The following is an 18,346-nucleotide window of genomic DNA, read 5'->3' as shown; positions in this document are numbered from 1 at the left end:
GGCTACTCCCCGAGCTCGATCTTCTCCTCGACATCGCTCTCGCCGAGCTGCGGGCGGGGGAGGGTGTCGAGGGTGGCGCTGAGGAGCCGGAAGGTGGGGGCGACGTAGGGGGTGACGTCGGGGCCGAGCTCGGTGGAGTACTGGGCGGTGAGCTCCTTGTAGCGGTCGTCCTCGGAGGGCCAGCTGCCGGCGGCCTCGGCGCCCCAGACCTCCTGACCATCGCGGCAGCGGAGCAACTGGGCCTTCACGGCGGCCTCCACGCCCGTGCCGGTGCGCGTCACGGAGGGGGAGAGCCAGAGGACGCCCTCGATGCCCTCGACGCACAGGCCCTTGAAGGAGGTGTCCTCGGGGTTGCCGTTGATGGCGATGTTGGCCTTGGCGATGAAGTCGCGGTTCTGGTTGACGTAGCGGCGGGCGATGAGGCTCCACAGCTCGCCCACCTTCTGGATGTTGTCGGGGAGCGGCTGGGTGACCACGGCCAGGCGCTTGACCTGGGTCTTGTCCACGGTCTCGTAGTCGGGGCGGACGCGGCTGTTCTTCACGGTGGCGCAGCCGGCGAGCAGCGCGAGTGCCATCACGAGCGCGAGTCGGTTCATCGTCGGTTTCCTCTCCCGGTCCCGCTCCCGGCGCGGGAGGGGGGCGCCGGTTCTACACCACGCGAGGGCTGGAATCGCATGCCCTCGCGCGGGCCTTTCACCGCAGGACCATCACCACCAGCCGGGACAGCCCGTAGACCAGCACGGCCATGAGAGCCGAGGCGGGGATGGTGAAAACCCAGGCCCAGATGATGCGGCCGGCCACGCCCCACTTCACCGCGCGCCAGCCCTTGGTGGAGCCCACGCCCACGATGGCGCCGGTGATGGTGTGCGTGGTGGACACGGGGATGCCCAGCTTCGCCAGCGCGATGATGGTGACACCTCCGCCAGTCTCCGCGGCGAAGCCGCCGATGGGGGCCAGCTTGGTCAGGCTGTGCCCCATCGTCTTCACGATGCGCCAGCCACCGAAGAAGGTGCCCAGGGCGATGGCCGCGTGGCACGAGATGATCATCCACCAGTCGATGTGGAAGGTCCGGTCCCGCCAGATGGTGCCGAAGAGCACCACCGCGATGATGCCCATCACCTTCTGTGCGTCATTGGTACCGTGGCTGTAGGAGAAGATGGCCGAGGAGACGAGCTGCAGGCGCCGGAACCAGGTGTCCACCTTCAGGGGCGTCTGCTTGTGCACCGTCCACGTGCTCACCAGCATCAGCGCCGTGCCGAGCACCATGCCGATGAAGGGCGAGAGCACGATGAAGGCGGCGATCTTCGCGATGCCCGAGCCCACCAGCCCGGCGAAGCCGAGCACCGGCAGCGTGGCACCAATCATTCCCCCGGCCAGCGCGTGCGAGGACGAGGAGGGCAGTCCCCACCACCACGTCAGCAGGTTCCAGGCGATGGCGCCCATCAGCGCGGAGAAGATGACCATCAGCACGGCTTCCGACCCCTGGGCGCGCAGCATCTCGAAGTCGATGATGCCCTTGCCCATGGTGTTGGCCACCTTCACCCCACCGCCGAACGCGGCGACGAAGTTGAAGAAGGCCGCCCAGGCCACCGCCAGGTTCGGCGACAGCACCCGCGTGGACACCACGGTGGCGATGGAGTTGGCCGCGTCGTGGAAGCCGTTGATGAAATCGAAGATGAGCGCGACCGCGACGATGAGGATGACAGCGGTGAGCAGCATCTCAGGAGTGCTCCAGGACCACGCCTTCGATGACGTTGGCCACGTCCTGGCACTTGTCCGTGGCCGTCTCGATGAAGTCGTAGATCTCCTTCCACTTCATGACCATGAGCGGATCCGCGCCGCTCTTGAAGAGCCGGCCCAGACCCGCCCGTAGCGCCTCGTCCGCCTGGGTCTCCAGACGCTTGATGTCCTTGCAGCCGGCGAGGATCTGCTCGGGCTTCTTGATGAGCCGCAGCGCCGCCACCACCTCCTGCACCTTCTCCGTGCAGAGCACCAGCAGCCGCGCCAGCTCGGTGGCGTCCGGCAGGCTCGAGGGAATCTCGTAGTAGTGCAGCCGGGCCGCCGCCGCGTTGGTCAGGTCCAGCACGTCGTCGATGCGCGACAGCAGCGAGTGGATCTGCGCCCGGTCGAACGGGGTGATGAACTGCTTGTGCAGCCGGTTGAAGGCGGTGTGCGTCACCTCGTCGCCCTTGTGCTCCACGTCCTTGAGGGCCTGCACCTTGGTGGCCACGTCCCGGTAGTCGCTCAGCAGGGCGTGCAGCATGCGCGCCCCCTCCACCGTCACGGCACACTGGGCATCGAAGTCGTCGAAGAACTCGTCCGACTTGGGCATCAGCTTCTCGAGCATCGTGCTTCTCCATCGGCCGGACGTGACACGCGCGTGACCCGTCCGTTACCGGGGCGTGAACTACCTCACCTGTGTAAAAGCGCCCAGCACGAAGATTCGACCGCTTGTGACACTTTCGTGACGTACCGGCGGGGGCCCGGCCAGGCCGCGGGCCCCTCCCGGCTCACACCTTGTAGAGCAGGTCCATGTACTTCTTGAGCAGGTCACTCAGGATGCCCCGGAAGGGCACGGTGCCCGCCATGCCGTAGACGGGCGCCATGGTGCCCTTCTCGCCCGGGTTGGCGCGCACGTGCTCGATGGCGGCCCGCAGATCCTCCAGGAAGCGCTCGGCCACGCCGGGCTGGGTGTGACGCTGGGTCACACAGATGTGTACCGCCGCGGGCTTGTGCAGACCGTTGAGGCTCCAGCCCCTGGAGCCCATCCGCTCCATCACCTTGTAGATGTCCACGGTGTCCGAACCGAAGGCGATGACGAAGAGCGGCTCTCCCAGCACATGCAGACCGGGGATGGCGCGGATTCCGCGCTTGAGGGCGTCCGCCGTCTCCAGGATGCGGCGCGTGGCGTCCAGGTAGCCCTCCTCACCGGTGGACACGAGCGAGGCCCAGGCCGCCGCGATGAGGGCGCCGGGGCGGCTGCCGGAGAAGGTGGGGGAGAAGTAGATGCCGCCGGGCCACTCGGTGGCGGTGAAGTACTGGTGCGAGCGCAGCTCGGTGCCCCGGTACAGCACCACGGACGTGCCCTTGGCCGCGTAGCCGAACTTGTGCGTGTCCGCGGACATGGTGGTGACGCCGGGCAGCCGGAAGTCGAACTCCGGCACCGGGTAGCCGAGCTTCCTCGCCCAGGGCAGCACGAAGCCGCCCAGGCACGCGTCGGTGTGGAAGCCGATGCCGCGCTTGCGCGCCAGCTCCGACAGCTCCTCGATGGGATCGATGGTCCCATGGGGGAACGACGGCGCCGAGCCGATGATGACGATGGTGTTGCGGTTGATTGCCTTGCGCGTGGCCTTCACGTCCGCGCGGTAGTCCGGCCCCACCGGCACGCGAACCATCTTGATGCCGAAGTAGTGCGCGGCCTTGTCGAAGGCGGGGTGCGCGGTGGAGGGGGCCACCATCTCGGGCCGGGTGATGCCCTTCGTCTCGCGGGCCCAGTCGCGGTACGTCTTCATGGCCAGCATGATGCTCTCGGTACCGCCTGACGAGAGGGCACCACAGATGTGCTCCTCCGGAGGCCGGCCCGCGTTGGCCTCGGTGGCGCCGAGCATGTGCGCCGTCATGGCCACCACCTCGGCCTCGAACTTGGTGGCGCTGGGCCAGAGGTCCGCGTGCAGCGGGTTGCTCTGCGAGTTGATGGCGTACACGCGGTTGAGGAAGTCGATGTGCTCGGAATCGCCGTGGTACACGGCCCCCGAGACGAGCCCGTCCTTCCAGCGGTGCTCCTCCTTCTCCTTCATCTGGCCCATCTCGTTGAGCACCTGCTCGTGCGAGAGGCCCTTGGGCGGGAGCGTGGCGAAGGTGGGGAGCTGCCCGCGGTAGGGCTTCAGGTCGCCCTCCAGCCCGGCCAGCATGGAGTCCGTCTCCTTCGCCAGCCGGTTGCGCAGCAGGGGGACGCTCTTGAGGTAGCGCTCCGCCGCCGACAGCAGCCGGGGAGGGACGCGGTTGAGGAGGTTCGTTCCGAGCTCGGGCAGATCCATGGTGTTCTTCCCATCCAAAGGTCGTTCTGACGCGTTCATCTCGTTCTTCATCGTCAAGCGCTCCTGGCCCGGTTGAGCCGCGCGAAGATGGCCTTGTTGCACTTGTAGAGGTTCACGAACTCCCGGAAGAGCTCGTCGTAGAGCCCGCGGTGCTTGGGGTTGGGCTCGAAGGTGTTGGCGATGGGGACGAGCGAGGGGAGCTCCTCCACCGTGAGGTGTCCGAGCGCCAGGGCGGCCTGGAACGCCGCGCCGCGCGCGTTGGCGAGCACGGGCTCGTCCACCTGGTGGATCTGCCGGTCCAGCACGTCCGCGACGATCTGACACCACAGCTTGGAGCGGGCACCGCCGCCGATGATGCGGATGGGCTCCAGCTTGCGGCCGACGAACTTCTCCACGTAGGTGAGGAGCCAGCGGGAGTTGTAGGCCACGCCCTCGAGCACGGCGCGCACCATGTGCCCGCGGGTCGTCTTGAGCGACTGGTTGAAGAAGCCGCCGCGCAGCCGCTGGTCGTCCACCGGGCTGCGCTCGCCGTTGAGCCAGGGCATGAAGATGAGCTGGTCGCTGCCCGCGGGGATGCGCTCGGCCTCCCTCTCGAGGACCTTGTAGAGGTCCACCGAGTCCGGGCCGTGTGCGTCCTGGCTCCCGCTGGAGAGCTCCTCGTGGCCGAAGAGGATGTTGTCCTTGAGGAAGGACAGGCAGATGCCGGCGGACTCCTGCTCGTTGGTGAGCAGGTAGCGGCCGGGAAGCGCGGAGGGCAGGGTGCCCATCTGGTGGAGGACGTCCGTCTTCTTGTAGGGCACGTGGCAGCTGAGCCAGGAGGACGTGCCGATGCACAGGTGGGGCTCGTGGTCGCGCACGGCGCCGGAGCCCACGGCGGCGGCGAGGATGTCCGGGGCTCCGGTGATGACCTGGACCTTGTCGCCGAGCCCCAGGGCGCGGGCGGCCTCGGGCTGGAGGGGGCCGAGCACGGTGGCGGCGGGCACCAGGTCGGGCAGCTTGTCGCGAGGCATGCCCGTCATCTGGAGGAGCCGGTCGTCGTAGTTGATGCGCGAGAGGTCGCGGTTGTCGGTCACCCAGTGCAGGGTGATGGAGTCATAGGAGGAGGCGAACCGGCCGCTCAGCCGCAGGTTGAGCCAGTCCTTGGGCTCCAGGAATTTGTAGGTGTTGCGGTAGACCTCGGGGTGCTCGCTCTGGAGGTAGAGGATGTGGCCGAGCGGGTCCTTCCCCGAGAGGGTGGGCGCGCCACCGGTCAACCGCACCCAGGTGAGCAGCCGGGCGATGCCGTAGCCCTCGATGGGCATGAAGCCGTTGGCGACGCGCCGGACGTGGGGGGCACCGCGCGAGTCCATCCAGATGATGGCGGGCCGCAGGGGCTTGCCCTGCGCGTCGACGGCGACGGTGCCGGACCACTGGGAGCTGACGTTGATGCCGATGATGTCGCTGGCGGGGACGATGCCCTTGTCCAGCAGGCGGCGTGTGCCGCGGACGATGGCGGTCCACCAGGACTCGGGGTCCTGTTCGGCGCCCCCTTCGGGCAGCAGGTCGAGCTCCAGCGGCTCGACGTCGCCGCCGAGGATCTTCCCCCGGGTGGTGACGGCCGCCAGCTTGACGGCCGAGGTCCCGAGGTCGATGGCGAGAATGGAGGCGTTGGTGGGGGTGGGCACGGAGGTAATCTAACGGGCCCACGAAGGCCGTGGGCCAGTGTCGTACGCCCGCGAGCGTTTCCTATCGGAAAGCCATGGGAGCACGCTCTCCAGGGTGCTGTGCTCGTGGCATTCATTCCGTTCCTGCGGCAGTCTTGCTTTTTGATGATTCGAGGCGAACACATCCAGTCCCCTGGGATGGCCCGGACCGGGCGCGCGGGAGACGCGCGGCTCGCCTTCGAGCGCGTGGGCAATCGCACCGTGGTGCGCACCGCGCTCGCGCACAGTCCCTTGCGGCTGCTGACGCCGCGCAACCACGGGCACGCCGCGTGGGTCTACACCAGCTCGCTCGGAGGGGGGCTGGTGGATGGCGACCACCTTTCGGTGGAGCTGGACGTGGCCGAGGGCGCCGCAGCGCTCCTGTCGAGCCAGGGCTCCAATCGCGTGTACCGCTCGCCTCGTGGCTGCCGCAGCGACCTGTCCGCGCGGGTGGCGGAGGGCGCGCTGCTCGCGCTCGTGCCGGACCCCACCATGTGCTTCGCGGGGGCCCGCTATTCACAGCGCCAGGACGTCCAGCTCGCCCAGGGCGCCTCGCTCGTGTTGATGGACCTCGTCACCGCCGGCCGCAGCGCCAACGGTGAGCGCTGGGCCTTCACGCACTACTCCTCCGCGCTCCGTGTCCACCGCGAGGGGCGCTCGCTGCTCGACGAGCGCTGGCTGCTCGACCCCCACCATGGGACCCTCCCCGAGCGGCTCGGCCGCTTCGACGCGCTCGGCACCGTGCTCCTGGTGGGACCGGCCCTGGCCTCCGCCCGGGAGGCGCTCGCCGGGCACGTGGGGGCCCTGCCCGTCACCCCGCGCGCCGGGCTCGTCTGCTCCGCCAGCCCGCTCGGGCCCGATGGCCTGGTGCTCCGGGCCGCGGCCACCTCCGCCGAGGTGCTGCTGCGCACCGCCCGGGAGTGGCTGTCCTTCCTCTCCCCGATGCTCGGGGATGACCCCTGGGCACGCCGGGCGTGAGTCCCAACCTGTTCTGGTAGGGGATGACGCATCGCGCTAGGGTGGTCGGGAGTTCCCGGCTTCGGGCCTGGGGACTCCCTGGAGGGATGCATGCACCTGTCGCCGCGTGAGATCGACAAGCTGCTGCTGCATGGCGCGGGTTTCCTGGCCCAGAAGCGACTGGCACGAGGGGTGAGGCTCAACTACCCCGAGGCGGTGGCGCTCATCGCCACCCAGCTTCTCGAGTTCATCCGTGACGGCCGGAGTGTGGCGGAGCTGATGGACCTGGGGCGGAAGTTCCTGGGGCGCGCGCAGGTGATGGAGGGCGTGCCGGAGATGGTGGCGGAGGTGCAGGTGGAGGGCACCTTCCCGGACGGCTCGAAGCTGGTGACGGTGCACCACCCCATCGAGGCCGAGCACGGCGATCTGTCCCTGGCGCTCTACGGCAGCTTCCTGCCCGTGCCGTCGCCGGAGCGCTTCGCACGGCCACCGCACGAGGAGGTGCGGCCGGGCGAGGTGCTCGTGCAACCGGGCGAGCTGGTGCTCAACGAGGGCCGCGACACCGTCACCGTGGAGGTCACCAACACGGGAGACCGTCCCGTGCAGGTGGGCAGCCACTACCCGTTCTTCGAGACGAACCGGGGCCTCGTCTTCGACCGGGCCAGGGCGTACGGACGGCGGCTGGACATCCCGGCGGGCACGGCGGTGCGCTTCGAGCCCGGGGAGAAGAAGACGGTGTCGCTCGTGCCCATCGCGGGAGCGCGGGTGGTCCAGGGCGGCAACGCGCTGGGCTCGGGCCCGGTGACGCCGGAGAACCAGGAGCGGGCCCTGGCCCAGGTGGCCTCGCGCGGCTTCGGACACGAGGAGGGCGCATGAGCCGGAAGATGGATCGCCGTCACTACGCGGACATGTTCGGTCCCACCACGGGCGACCGGGTCCGGCTGGGCGACACGGGGCTGCTGGCGCAGGTGGAGAAGGACCTCACCGTCTACGGGGACGAGTGCAAGTTCGGCGGCGGCAAGGTGCTGCGCGACGGCATGGGCCAGAAGGCCGGGGTGGGGGACGCCGAGGCGCTGGACTGCGTCATCACCAACGCGCTCATCGTCGACTGGACGGGCATCTACAAGGCGGACATCGGCATCAAGGGCGGGCGCATCTCCGGCATCGGCAAGGCGGGCAACCCGGACGTGATGGCGGGGGTGACGCCGGGCATGGTGGTGGGCGTCACCACCGAGGCCATTGCCGGCGAGGGGCTCATCGTCACGGCGGGCGGCATCGACTCGCACATCCACTTCATCTGCCCGCAGCAGGCGGACGAGGCGATCGCCAGCGGCATCACCACCTGGGTGGGTGGTGGCACGGGGCCGGCCACGGGCACCAACGCCACCACGTGTACGCCGGGCGCGTGGAACATCCGGCGCATGCTGGAGTCCACGGACACGCTGCCGCTCAACATCGGCCTCACCGGCAAGGGCAACACCTCGCGGCCCGAAGGCCTGCTGGAGCAGATCGCCGCCGGGGCCATCGGCCTGAAGTTGCACGAGGACTGGGGCACCACGCCGGCCACCATCGACAACTGCCTGTCGGTGGCCGAGGGCGAGGACATCCAGGTCACCATCCACACGGACACGCTCAACGAGTCGGGCTTCGTGGATGACTCCATCGCCGCCTTCAAGGGCCGCACCATCCACACGTACCACTCGGAGGGCGCTGGCGGTGGACACGCCCCGGACATCATCCGCGTGTGTGGCGAGGCCAACGTCCTGCCGAGCTCGACGAACCCCACGCGTCCGTACACGGTGAACACGCTGGATGAGCACCTGGACATGCTCATGGTGTGTCACCACCTGGACCGGGAGATTCCCGAGGACGTGGCCTTCGCCGAGAGCCGCATCCGGGGGAGCACCATCGCCGCGGAGGACATCCTGCACGACCTGGGGGCCATCAGCATGATGTCCTCGGACAGCCAGGCGATGGGACGGGTGGGCGAGGTCATCACCCGCACGTGGCAGACGGCGCACAAGATGCGCGAGCAGCGCGGGCGCCTGCGCGAGGAGCGGGGCGACAACGACAACCTGCGCATCCGCCGCTACGTGGCCAAGTACACCATCAACCCGGCCATCGCCCACGGCCTGGTGCACGAGGTGGGCTCGGTGGAGGTGGGGAAGCTGGCGGACCTGGTGCTGTGGCGGCCCGCCTTCTTCGGCCTGCGCCCGGAGCTGGTCATCAAGGGTGGCTTCATCGCCTGGGGGCAGATGGGAGACCCGGGAGCGTCCATCCCCACGCCTCAGCCCTATTACATGCGGCCGATGTTCGGCGCGCGGGGCCGGGCGCTGGGGGCCACCAGCATCGCCTTCGTCTCGGGGCGCGCGCTGGCGGACGGGATGGTGCGAGGGCTGGGGCTCACCAAGCAGCTGTCCGGGGTGCGCCGGTGCCGGGGGCTCGGCAAGCGCGACATGAAGCTCAACGACGCGCTGCCCAGGCTCACGGTGGACCCGGAGACGTACGAGGTGCGCGCGGATGGCGAGCTGCTCGTGTGCGAGCCCTCCGTCCGGTTGCCGCTGGCGCAGCGTTACTCGCTGTTCTGAGGGGGCGGGCCATGGGCTACCCGTGGAGGGTGCTGCAACTGGCCGATTCGGGCTTTCCCACCGGGGGCTTCGCGCACTCGGGGGGACTGGAGGCGGCGGTGCAGCACGGCGAGGTGCGCGGCCGCGAGGGCCTGGAGCGCTTCGCCCGTGAGTTGCTCTGGCAGACGGGACACGGGGCCCTGCCGCTGCTGAGCGCGGCCTGGCGCGAGCCCTCCTCGCTGGTGGCCCTGGATGCTCGCGCGGAGTCCTTCCTCACCAACCACGTGGCCAACCGGGCGAGCCGCACCCAGGGGCGGGCCTTCCTGGACACGTGCGCGCGCATCTTCCCCGAGCCGGTGGCGCCACTGCGGCAGGCTGCCCGGGACGCGAAGTCCCGCTACCACCACGCCCCCCTCTTCGGGGCGGTGCTGCGCGCGCTGGACGTCGAGCTGCCGGACGCGCAGCAGCTCCTCCTGTCCCTCACGCTGCGGGGGACGCTGTCCGCGGCGGTGCGGATGGGCATCGTGGGCACGCACGAGTCCCACCAGCTCCAACACCAGTGCGCCCCGCTGCTCGACGAGGTGCTCGAGGCCTGCGCCGGGCTGGGCGTGGAGTCGCTGGCCCAGACGTCACCGCTGATGGACCTGCTCGGCGCCACGCACGACCGGCTCTACTCGCGGCTCTTCCTTTCCTGAGGTGAACCATGCACGACGACCACCGCGGCCACGGCCATGATGATGACCACGACCACACGCACGAGGAGTGGGACCATCCGGGCCACTACCACGAGCGCGAGAAGCCCCAGACGCGGGACTTCTCGAACCGGTCCTTCACCATCGGCATCGGTGGACCGGTGGGGAGCGGGAAGACGGCGCTGGTGCTGGCGCTGTGCCGGGCGCTGCGGGACAACTACCGGCTGGGCGTGGTGACCAACGACATCTTCACCAAGGAGGACGCCGAGTTCCTGGTGCGCAACAAGGCGCTCTCGCCCGAGCGCATCAAGGCGGTGGAGACGGGCGGGTGCCCGCATGCGGCCATCCGCGAGGACATCAGCCACAACCTGCTGGCGCTCGAGGAGCTCATGGAGGATTTGAAGCCCGAGCTGCTCATCGTGGAGAGCGGGGGCGACAACCTGGCGGCGCAGTACAGCCGCGAGCTGGCGGACTACACCGTCTACGTCATCGACGTGGCGGGCGGGGACAAGGTGCCGCGCAAGGGCGGGCCGGGCATCACGCAGTCGGACCTGCTGGTCATCAACAAGACGGACCTGGCGCCGCACGTGGGCGCGGACCTGTCGGTGATGGAGCGCGACGCGCGGAAGATGCGGGGGGACGGGCCCTTCGTCTTCACCCAGGTGACGAAGGGCGTGGGGCTGCAGGAGGTCATCGACCACCTGCTCTCCGCGTGGCGCAAGGCCACGGGCGCCGCCTGACGGCTACCCGGCGAGCTTCACTCCCTCGCCGGGCTTTCCACCTCACCGCGAGTGCTTCAGGCCGCCTCGGACTTGTCGGAGGCGGAGGGCTGCCCCGGGGTGGACGCGTGCTGCACGCCCTCCTGGAGCTTGCGCGGCAGCCGGTCCCACATCACCTGCATCACCGCGGCGAGCACCGTGAAGGACACCACCAGGGTGGTGATGAGGCCGATGCACGCCACGATGCCCATGGACTTCAGGCCGTTGTGGCTGGCGGCGAGCAGGGCGGCGAAGCCCGCGGCCGTCGTCAGCGTGGACGAGGCCACCGCCGCGCCCACGCTGCGCAGCGCCACCACGGGCGAGGTGCCCTCCAGGTAGCGGTGCAGCAGGTACAGGCCGTGGCTCACCCCGAAGCCCAGGAGGATGGGCAGGATGATGATGTTCATGAAGTTCAGGTGCAGGTCCGCCAGCGTCATGATGCCCAGCATCATCGCCAGGCCCACCGTGAGCGGGATGACGGAGGCCAGCGCCAGCTTCACGTTGCGGAAGTCCAGGAAGTGCATCAGCAGGATCCACAACGTCACCAGGATGACCGTCAGCTGGCCATCGGCGAGCACGATGCGCGCCAGCCGCGCGAACAGGGGCGCCGCGCCCGCCGCACGCCGCACCTGCGCCTCGGCGATCACCTTGCCCGACGCATCCTTCACCTCGGGGGTGGGGATGTTGCTCGTCTGGTCGACGAAGGTGAGCATCTTCTTGCCGTCCCACAGGTCCACGTTCGGGTAGATGAACGTCAGGTAGCCGTGGTTCTCCGGCTTCGTCTCCGGCAGGTGGACGAACTGCGAGGCGTAGATGTCCGGCACCCCGTGCACGTCGAAGGGCCGGGCCTCCAGCATCTTCATGAAGAGGGCCGCCTTCTCCTGGGCCTCCGGAGGCAGCGCCTCCACGTCGATGTCCTTCAGCTCCTCCTTCCACTCCTGGAGGATCTTCGCGTTGGCCGCGGCCGTCTCCGGCGGCGGGACGAAGGTGTAGATGCTCACCACCTGGTCGATGGCGGAGTACTTCTCCTTGTTCTTGGGGTCGGAGAGCTCGTCGTAGATGGCCTTCGCCTCCTCCAGCGTCTTGGAATAGACGGCGATGGGATCGCTGGAGATGTTGAAGCGCGCGCTGATCTCATCCTGCAGCTTCACCGACGGCTGGCCCTCGGGGATGAGGGCACGGCTGTTGTAGTTGAAGCGCACGCCGGCCTTGATGCGCTCCGCCAGGGTGGCGGGCTTGTCCGTGGGCACGTCCACGTCGCTCCAGGGGATGGCGAAGGCGCACATGAAGCCCACGATGATGGTGCCCACCACGAGCACCAGGCCGGGCCGGGGGATGCGCAGCTCCTTGCCCGTGCTGGCGCTCTGCGTGGCCGGCGGCTTCATCTCGCCGATGAGCTTCTTGGGCAACTCGGGGTTGATGCGGCCCGCCAGCGCGAGCAGTGCCGGGCTCCAGGCGAAGAGCAGCACGCCGATGATGAAGGTGCCGCAGCCGGCCAGGAAGCCGAACTGGCTGAACCCGCGGAACTCGCTGATCATCAGCACGAAGAACGAGCCCGACGTCACCACCGCGGACACCAGCGCCGGCCGGCCCGCGTTCACCACCGCGTCGCGGATGGCCTCGTCGTAGGGCTTGCCCTGGCCCAGCTCCAGCCGCGTGCGGAAGATGAAGTGGATGCCGTAGTCGATGCCGAACCCCATCAACAGACCACCGAGGATGCTGGTGATCATGTTGAGCTCACCCACGGTGGCGTAGGTGAAGCCCATGGTGATGATGGTGCCGATGACCGTGCCGCTGGACACGATGATCGTGGGCACCCACTTGCGGAAGGCCAGGATGGTGATGAGGAAGATGGCCGCGAAGGCGATGAGCGACACCGGCTGGAGCGACTCCTCGATGGCGTACGAGTCGTCCACCGACGTCTTGTACGAGCCCGTGAAGCCGTAGAAGACCTCCTGGGTGTTGCCCATCTTCTCGTAGTCCTCGGTCAGCTTCACGCCGCCGGACTTGCCGTACTCCGCCAGATCCTTGCGCAGCTGCTCGACGAAGTCCTTCGTCTTGCCCAGCTGGTTGGAGTCCCACATCGGCTTGATGAGGACGAGGACCATCTTGCGGTCATTGGAGATGTAGTAGTCGTCCCGGATGCTCTTCTTGCCGACGCTGCTGTACTTGTCGATGAGGTCCGTCAGCTCGAGCTTGACCGGCTCGGTCTTCTGGATCTCGATGAAGAAGGGGTTGTTGCGGCGCAGCTGATCCTTGAGCCAGGCCATGATGCGGCGCTTGCCCTCGGACAGGTCCTCCGTCTTGATGAAGAGGGCCATGTTCTGCTGCACGAACTCGACGGGCACCTTGTAGGTGATGAAGCGGACGTGCTCCTTGTCCGCCAGCAGCCTCGCGGCGATGTCGTCGGAGACCTTCTTGAGCGTGGCCTCGTCATCACCGCGCAGCGCGAGCATGAGGTAGCCGCTGCCACCGACCATGTCGATGACGCGCTTGACCTCCTTCACCTCGGGCAGGTCCTGCGAGATGAGGTCGAGCTGGTTGGAGTTGATGGTCAGCTTGAGGGTTCCCCACATCGACACGCCGAAGAGGGCGAGGATCGCGAGGAGGACCAGCCCGGGCCTGCGGACGAGCAGTCCGGCATAGGCGAGAGCAAGGCGCGGAGGCTTGTGGGTCGAGTCACTCATTCGGCGCGGACCCTATAGGAGAACCGAGCCCACCAGAAGCACGGTGAAGGCCCTCGGCTGCTCGGCCGCCCCGCGTCAATCCCCTCTCCCCCTGGGAGAGGGCCAGGGTGAGGGTATTCCCGTATCCTACGTCCCCGGTCAGGTCCTGGGAGGGAGCAGGAAGAGGCGGGGCTCTCTCAGGAAGCGAGCAGACATGAGCCGCACCAGCCGCATCACCTCGGCCAGGGGGACGTCGCGCGCTCGCAGGGCCACTCCCAGGGCGAGCGAGAAGGAGACGCCGAAGTTGATGGCCAGGGTGATGCCGATGCCGACCAGGGCGGCGAGGAAGTCCGGCCGCAGGATGGCGTCGGGCCCCAGGGCATAACCCGCCAGACACAGCTGCCCGAAGGACAGCGTCACGTGGCGCACGTCCAGCGGTAGCCCGAAGAAGGCGCCGACGATCGGCGGCAGCGCCAGCAGGACGCCGATGCTCACGTTGCCACCCAGTCCGGCGATGTTGTTCGAGAAGACGTCCGCCAGCCTCTTCGCCCCGGAGTCGCCCAGCACCCGCCTCAGCCCCCGGTGGTACGCGAGCGCTTCGGGGAGGCGGCGATACACCGCCCAGTTCTCCAACCACCCGGCCACGAGGCTGGAGAGCCATAGCAGCACGCCCGTCAGCGCCGCGTAGACGATGGTGCCGCTGCGCCAGGGGTGCAGCGCGTCCACCACGTAGTGCGCCTGGGCCTGGTTGAGCAGCGGGTGCCCCTTCCACCAGGCGAAGGCCATCGACAGTCCCACCGCCGCCGGCAGCACGGTGCCCATGTTCCCCACGGCCGTGGCGAGCTGCGAGCGGGTGATGCGGGGAATCAGCTCCATCAGGTGCGACAGCCGCCCGTTGGAGCTGCCCTGGCCGATGGAGCTCCCCAGCGTGGCCGCCGTCATGGAGGGCTGCTTGGTGGCCAGCGTGGAGCCCGTCACCTGCATCATCAGGAAGCTGGCCACGTAGGTGCCCGCCAGGGACAGCCCGTAGAAGAAGGGCGCCAGCGCGAGCGTGGCGGAGTACAGCTTGATGCCGGCGGTGAAGGCGGTGATGAGCCCTCCGCCCGCCGCCGAGTGCACCAGGCGGTGGTACTCGGCCCGCGTGGTGGAGATGTAGTGCTCGCCCGAGTGGCCCGCGCGCTCGATGACCTTGCGCGCCAGCAGCCGCGCGTTGCCCGCCACCAGCGAGCGCATGGAGTGGTCCGCGTGCGCCCGGCGCAGCAGGTCCGCCACCAGGGCGAGTCCCTCCCGCCAGCGGGGCATGCCCGGATCGGCGCCCAGCACCCGGGCGATGGCTTCCATGCGCTCCAGGCTCCGGCGGATGCGCTCCAGCCGGTACACCAGGTCCACGCTCACCCCGTACTGCTCGAGGTGGCTGGAGACGATGGCCACCACCTGCCGGCACTCCTCCATCACGTCGCGCAGCTCGCGCAGGGAGTCCGGCTCGGCGTCGCGGGCCTGGACGCCCTCGCACACCCGGCGCAGCTTGAGGAAGGGCGAGGCGCGGAAGGACACCTCCGGGCAGCGGTCCCGTACGTCCTCGGTCAGTCCCAGGGCCGCCGTCTGCACCGCCAGCAGGCCCAGGGCATCCACCAGGTCGGCGCGCACCACCGCCTCCGGCTCCCGCGCGGGAGGCCGGGCACCGCCTCCCAACAGCGTGGACAGCCGTGCCAGCAGTGCCGGAGGCAGGGCCTCCACCCAGGCGGCGTCCGCGGGTTGGGGAAAGAGGCGTGGCAGCAGCTCGGAGAGCTGGTGGTTCTCGGGGGGCGAGGGCAGCAGGCGGTGCGCGAGCCGGTCGAACACCTCTCCGAAGAAGCCCAACCCGGCGGGCAGGCCCACCTGGGAGAAGAGCTTCAACCCGCTCGTGGCGCCCATCACCTCGCGTACCAGGGCGGCCACGGGCTCGCGGGCCGAGGCCCGGGTCTCCAGCACGCGCACCAGCAGGGCCAGGCGCGTCACCCCGGCGGGAGCCTCGGGCTCGGCGGGCTCCATCAGCCCCAGGGCGGGCTTGGGATCTCTCAACCAGTCGACGCACCGCTCCACCCACTCCAGGCGGGCCTCCAGGCCCTCCTCGGGTATGTCGGCCAGGAGCTTCTGCAGGTCCCTGACGGCGGGGTGTCCCGGGGCGCGTGGGGCGAACTGGACGCAGAAGGCGTCCACCTCGCGGGAGGAACGCCCTTCGCGCACGGGGGCGGGCTGGGGGAGGGGACGGGACATCGGCCCGTCTTTCTACCTCATGCGCGTCATTCCCGGGGCGCCACGAGGGCCTGTCCGCCCGGCCCCCGAGCGCGAGGGGGAGTTACTTCTTGGACAGCTCGGCGTCCTTCTTGCGCATCAGGTCCAGCAGGTGGTCCCAGCCGCCCTGCTGCATGATGGGCCGCACCTGGTCATCGCGGATGCCGGTGAGCATCGAGTCGCCGAGCACCGCCACGTCCAGCACCTTCCAGGCGCCCTGGGTCTTCACCAGCGAGTACTGGAGCTTCATCTCCTGCTTCTTCATCGGGTGCTCGATGATGACGGTGGATTTCACCTTCGCCTTGTCCCCCTCGAGCACGGGATCCTCGTAGGTGATGGAGGCCAGGTTCTTGAAGTTCTCGCGCACCTTGGGGAAGGCGATCTTGGAGAAGAGCTTGTTGAAGAGCTGGATGAACTCCTTGCGCTGGGCATCCGTGCCCTTCTCCCAGTCCTCGCCGAGCAGGAAGCGGCCCTGCTCCTCGTTGGCGAGCTGCTTGATGGCCAGGTCATCCTTGCTGTAGCGCACGGACTGCACGACCGTCTTCACCGGCTTGGCCACGGTCTCGTTGGGCGCGGCCAGGACGGGCAGGGCGAGAGTGAGGGTGGCCAGCACGGCGAGGGAGCGGAGACGAGCGTTCATTCGGATCCTTCCTGAGGAGAGGGCAATCTCTGTAGCCCAATGGAACGGCCCGGGACGCGTGAAATTCACGCGCCATCCTGTGGAGGGCCCGGGGGGCGGGCTGCCTGCCAGGAGGGGGCGGCGTGAATTTTTCGGGCCTCTTCCGGGTTTGACTCCTTTAGAGCCCAACGTCTAGTGTGCCCGCGTTTGACGCCGCAGCAGCGGCGAGCGACTTCCCTCCTCTGAAGAAGACATGCCGACCGACTACCTGTTCACCTCCGAATCCGTCACTGAAGGGCACCCGGACAAGATCGCTGACCAGATCTCCGACGGCGTGCTGGACGCCATCCTCTCCAAGGATCCCCAGGGCCGCGTGGCCGTGGAGACCCTGGTGAAGACGGGCCTGGCCATCGTCGCTGGCGAGGTGACCACCAACTGTTACGTCGACATCCCGAAGATCGTCCGCAGCACCATCTGCCGCATCGGCTACACCGATAGCTCCATGGGCTACGACGGCCACACCTGCGGCGTCATGGTGGCCATCGAGGGCCAGAGCCAGGACATCGCCCGGGGCGTGGACAACAAGAAGGAGCAGGGCGCTGGCGACCAGGGCATGATGTTCGGCTACGCCTGCGACGAGACGCCGGATCTCATGCCGGCCCCCATCCACTACGCCCACGCGCTCACCCGGCGCCTGGCCGACGTGCGCCGCAAGACGCACGACTGGCTGCGCCCGGACGGCAAGAGCCAGGTCACCGTCGAGTACCGCAACGGCCGCCCGGCCCGCATCGACGCGGTCGTGGTGTCCACGCAGCACTCCGACGACGTGTCCAACAAGAAGATCCACGAGGCGATCCGCGAGGACGTCATCGCCAAGGCGCTGCCCAAGAAGCTCATCGACGCCAAGACGAAGATCTTCATCAACCCCACCGGGCGCTTCGTCATCGGCGGCCCCATGGGTGACTCGGGCGTGACGGGCCGGAAGATCATCGTCGACACCTACGGCGGCATGGGCCGTCACGGTGGCGGCGCCTTCTCCGGTAAGGATCCGTCGAAGGTGGACCGCTCGGCCGCGTACATGGGCCGCCACATCGCCAAGAACGTGGTGGCCGCGGGTCTCGCGCGCCGCTGCGAGGTGCAGGTGTCCTACGCCATCGGCGTGGCCGAGCCCGTGAGCGTCCTGGTGGAGACCTTCGGCACGGCCACCGTGCCCGAGGAGAAGATCCAGGCGGCCATCCGGCAGACGTTCGGCCTCAAGCCGCGCGAGATCACCGAGTACCTGGACCTGCTGCGGCCCATCTACCAGAAGACCGCCGCGTACGGTCACTTCGGCCGCTCCGAGAAGGAGTTCACCTGGGAGCGCACCGACAAGAAGGACGCCCTGCGTGAGGCGGTGGCGAGCCCCCGCCTGAAGGCTGTCTGAAAGAAAGCGGATCCGCTGTCCAGACGCGCGTGAGCCCCGGTGGCTCACGCGCGTTTTGTTTTTCCCCCTACAGGAAGAGCGTGGGGTCGAACTCGTCCACGCGAACCGGCAACATGCGCGGCAGTGGCCGCTGGAACACCTTGGCGTTCATCTCGAGATCCAGGATCTCCAGCCCGGCCGGGACGAGCTCGCGGAACCGCTGGCTCATGTACTCGCGCAGTCCGAGGATCGCCACCCGCCGCTTCTCCTCGAGCATCGCGCGCAGGGCGTCCGCGAAGTCGGTTCCATCGTGGCTGGCGAGCGCGACCGCGGCCTTGGGGCGCTGGGTGCGGATGGCCTCCATGAGCTTGAGGATGCCCAGGTCCACCACCTTCTGGTCGGGCCGGCCATAGAGGAGCGCCACCTCGCAGCCGGCGGTCTTCAGGGCGCGCACGAAGCCGATCATCACATCCGGCAGCTGCTCGCTCCTGGCGTTGAGCACCACCACGCAGCGCACGGGGGTCGGAAAGTGGCTCTCACAGAAGGCCACCAGCCGATCGAATTGCACACGGTCCTGGGGTTCGGGCTTGCGTCCCACGACATTGGACACCGCCCAGTCGACGTTCTCCGCGTCGATGAGCACATAGGAAGCTGCGGGGGGGCGTGCGGAAGACATGGCTGGAGAGGATACC

The 18,346-nt window shown here is 68.7% G+C and carries 15 protein-coding genes; 6 read left to right on the top strand and 9 right to left on the bottom strand.

Features of this window, described 5'->3' with window-relative positions; translation table 11 throughout:
* Window positions 1–2: 2 nt before the first annotated feature.
* From NR810_RS15455 to NR810_RS15435, 5 genes are all read right to left on the bottom strand, one after another.
* A complete protein-coding gene (locus tag NR810_RS15455; protein ID WP_257453364.1) occupies window positions 3–596 on the bottom strand; it encodes an MXAN_6521/LA_1396 family lipoprotein in 594 nt (197 codons plus the stop codon).
* Window positions 597–693: 97 nt separating this feature from the next.
* The gene (locus NR810_RS15450) at window positions 694–1,719 is read right to left on the bottom strand and encodes an inorganic phosphate transporter (protein WP_257453363.1); all 1,026 of its coding nucleotides are present in this window, start codon (window positions 1,717–1,719) and stop codon (window positions 694–696) included.
* A 1-nt stretch (window position 1,720) separates the two neighbouring features.
* Window positions 1,721–2,347, bottom strand: a complete 627-nt coding sequence (locus NR810_RS15445; protein WP_257453362.1) for a DUF47 domain-containing protein — start codon at window positions 2,345–2,347, stop codon at window positions 1,721–1,723.
* Window positions 2,348–2,510: 163 nt separating this feature from the next.
* Window positions 2,511–4,037, bottom strand: a complete 1,527-nt coding sequence (locus tag NR810_RS15440) for a pyridoxal phosphate-dependent decarboxylase family protein (RefSeq protein ID WP_257453653.1) — start codon at window positions 4,035–4,037, stop codon at window positions 2,511–2,513.
* 53 nt (window positions 4,038–4,090) lie between these two features.
* Window positions 4,091–5,701 (bottom strand): xylulokinase, encoded by a 1,611-nt coding sequence (locus NR810_RS15435; RefSeq protein ID WP_257453361.1) that lies wholly within the window; start codon window positions 5,699–5,701, stop codon window positions 4,091–4,093.
* A gap of 144 nt (window positions 5,702–5,845) precedes the next feature.
* Here NR810_RS15435 and NR810_RS15430 point away from each other — a divergent pair, with 144 nt between their 5' ends.
* The 5 genes from NR810_RS15430 (at window position 5,846) to ureG (ending at window position 10,675) form a co-directional block, all read left to right on the top strand.
* Window positions 5,846–6,697, top strand: coding sequence for an urease accessory protein UreD (locus tag NR810_RS15430; RefSeq protein ID WP_257453360.1), 852 nt, complete (start codon window positions 5,846–5,848; stop codon window positions 6,695–6,697).
* A 90-nt stretch (window positions 6,698–6,787) separates the two neighbouring features.
* On the top strand, window positions 6,788–7,552 hold the full coding sequence (ureA, locus tag NR810_RS15425; protein ID WP_257453359.1) for an urease subunit gamma: 765 nt from the start codon (window positions 6,788–6,790) through the stop codon (window positions 7,550–7,552).
* Complete coding sequence (gene ureC / locus NR810_RS15420) at window positions 7,549–9,264, top strand: urease subunit alpha (RefSeq protein ID WP_257453358.1); 1,716 nt, start codon at window positions 7,549–7,551, stop codon at window positions 9,262–9,264. Before ureA ends, ureC begins: the two co-directional genes overlap by 4 nt.
* Window positions 9,265–9,275: 11 nt before the next feature.
* Window positions 9,276–9,938 (top strand): urease accessory protein UreF, encoded by a 663-nt coding sequence (locus NR810_RS15415; protein ID WP_257453357.1) that lies wholly within the window; start codon window positions 9,276–9,278, stop codon window positions 9,936–9,938.
* Window positions 9,939–9,946: 8 nt separating this feature from the next.
* Window positions 9,947–10,675: an urease accessory protein UreG gene (gene ureG, locus NR810_RS15410; RefSeq protein ID WP_257453356.1), complete on the top strand. Its 729-nt coding sequence runs from the start codon at window positions 9,947–9,949 to the stop codon at window positions 10,673–10,675.
* 56 nt (window positions 10,676–10,731) lie between these two features.
* Here ureG and NR810_RS15405 read toward each other — a convergent pair whose 3' ends face one another.
* The 3 genes from NR810_RS15405 to NR810_RS15395 form a co-directional block, all read right to left on the bottom strand.
* Window positions 10,732–13,380, bottom strand: a complete 2,649-nt coding sequence (locus NR810_RS15405) for an efflux RND transporter permease subunit (RefSeq protein ID WP_257453354.1) — start codon at window positions 13,378–13,380, stop codon at window positions 10,732–10,734.
* A 138-nt stretch (window positions 13,381–13,518) separates the two neighbouring features.
* Complete coding sequence (locus tag NR810_RS15400) at window positions 13,519–15,615, bottom strand: site-specific recombinase (protein ID WP_257453353.1); 2,097 nt, start codon at window positions 15,613–15,615, stop codon at window positions 13,519–13,521.
* 82 nt (window positions 15,616–15,697) lie between these two features.
* Window positions 15,698–16,273: a Tgt2/MlaC family protein gene (locus tag NR810_RS15395; protein ID WP_257453352.1), complete on the bottom strand. Its 576-nt coding sequence runs from the start codon at window positions 16,271–16,273 to the stop codon at window positions 15,698–15,700.
* A 232-nt stretch (window positions 16,274–16,505) separates the two neighbouring features.
* Between NR810_RS15395 and metK the strand changes: the two genes are divergently transcribed.
* Window positions 16,506–17,675, top strand: a complete 1,170-nt coding sequence (metK, locus tag NR810_RS15390; protein ID WP_257453351.1) for a methionine adenosyltransferase — start codon at window positions 16,506–16,508, stop codon at window positions 17,673–17,675.
* 67 nt (window positions 17,676–17,742) lie between these two features.
* Here the strand turns inward: metK and NR810_RS15385 are convergent, their stop codons facing one another.
* Window positions 17,743–18,330, bottom strand: coding sequence for an NYN domain-containing protein (locus NR810_RS15385; RefSeq protein WP_257453350.1), 588 nt, complete (start codon window positions 18,328–18,330; stop codon window positions 17,743–17,745).
* Window positions 18,331–18,346 lie beyond the last annotated feature (16 nt).

The organism is Archangium lipolyticum, assembly GCF_024623785.1.
Classification (GTDB): Bacteria; Myxococcota; Myxococcia; order Myxococcales; family Myxococcaceae; genus Archangium; species Archangium lipolyticum.
Note: the sequence above shows the minus strand (reverse complement) of the source record. Positions and strands in the feature narration are given on the sequence as shown.

Bases quoted from the DNA above. Each gene is read 5' to 3' on its own strand.
- NR810_RS15415 (WP_257453357.1), top strand. From the start codon at position 9,276: ATGGGCTACCCGTGGAGGGTGCTGCAACTGGCCGATTCGGGCTTTCCC.
- NR810_RS15450 (WP_257453363.1), bottom strand. From the start codon at position 1,719: ATGCTGCTCACCGCTGTCATCCTCATCGTCGCGGTCGCGCTCATCTTC.
- ureA (WP_257453359.1), top strand. From the start codon at position 6,788: ATGCACCTGTCGCCGCGTGAGATCGACAAGCTGCTGCTGCATGGCGCG.
- metK (WP_257453351.1), top strand. From the start codon at position 16,506: ATGCCGACCGACTACCTGTTCACCTCCGAATCCGTCACTGAAGGGCAC.
- ureG (WP_257453356.1), top strand. From the start codon at position 9,947: ATGCACGACGACCACCGCGGCCACGGCCATGATGATGACCACGACCAC.
- NR810_RS15405 (WP_257453354.1), bottom strand. From the start codon at position 13,380: ATGAGTGACTCGACCCACAAGCCTCCGCGCCTTGCTCTCGCCTATGCC.
- NR810_RS15445 (WP_257453362.1), bottom strand. From the start codon at position 2,347: ATGCTCGAGAAGCTGATGCCCAAGTCGGACGAGTTCTTCGACGACTTC.
- ureC (WP_257453358.1), top strand. From the start codon at position 7,549: ATGAGCCGGAAGATGGATCGCCGTCACTACGCGGACATGTTCGGTCCC.
- NR810_RS15455 (WP_257453364.1), bottom strand. From the start codon at position 596: ATGAACCGACTCGCGCTCGTGATGGCACTCGCGCTGCTCGCCGGCTGC.
- NR810_RS15395 (WP_257453352.1), bottom strand. From the start codon at position 16,273: ATGAACGCTCGTCTCCGCTCCCTCGCCGTGCTGGCCACCCTCACTCTC.
- NR810_RS15385 (WP_257453350.1), bottom strand. From the start codon at position 18,330: ATGTCTTCCGCACGCCCCCCCGCAGCTTCCTATGTGCTCATCGACGCG.
- NR810_RS15400 (WP_257453353.1), bottom strand. From the start codon at position 15,615: ATGTCCCGTCCCCTCCCCCAGCCCGCCCCCGTGCGCGAAGGGCGTTCC.
- NR810_RS15430 (WP_257453360.1), top strand. From the start codon at position 5,846: ATGATTCGAGGCGAACACATCCAGTCCCCTGGGATGGCCCGGACCGGG.
- NR810_RS15440 (WP_257453653.1), bottom strand. From the start codon at position 4,037: ATGGATCTGCCCGAGCTCGGAACGAACCTCCTCAACCGCGTCCCTCCC.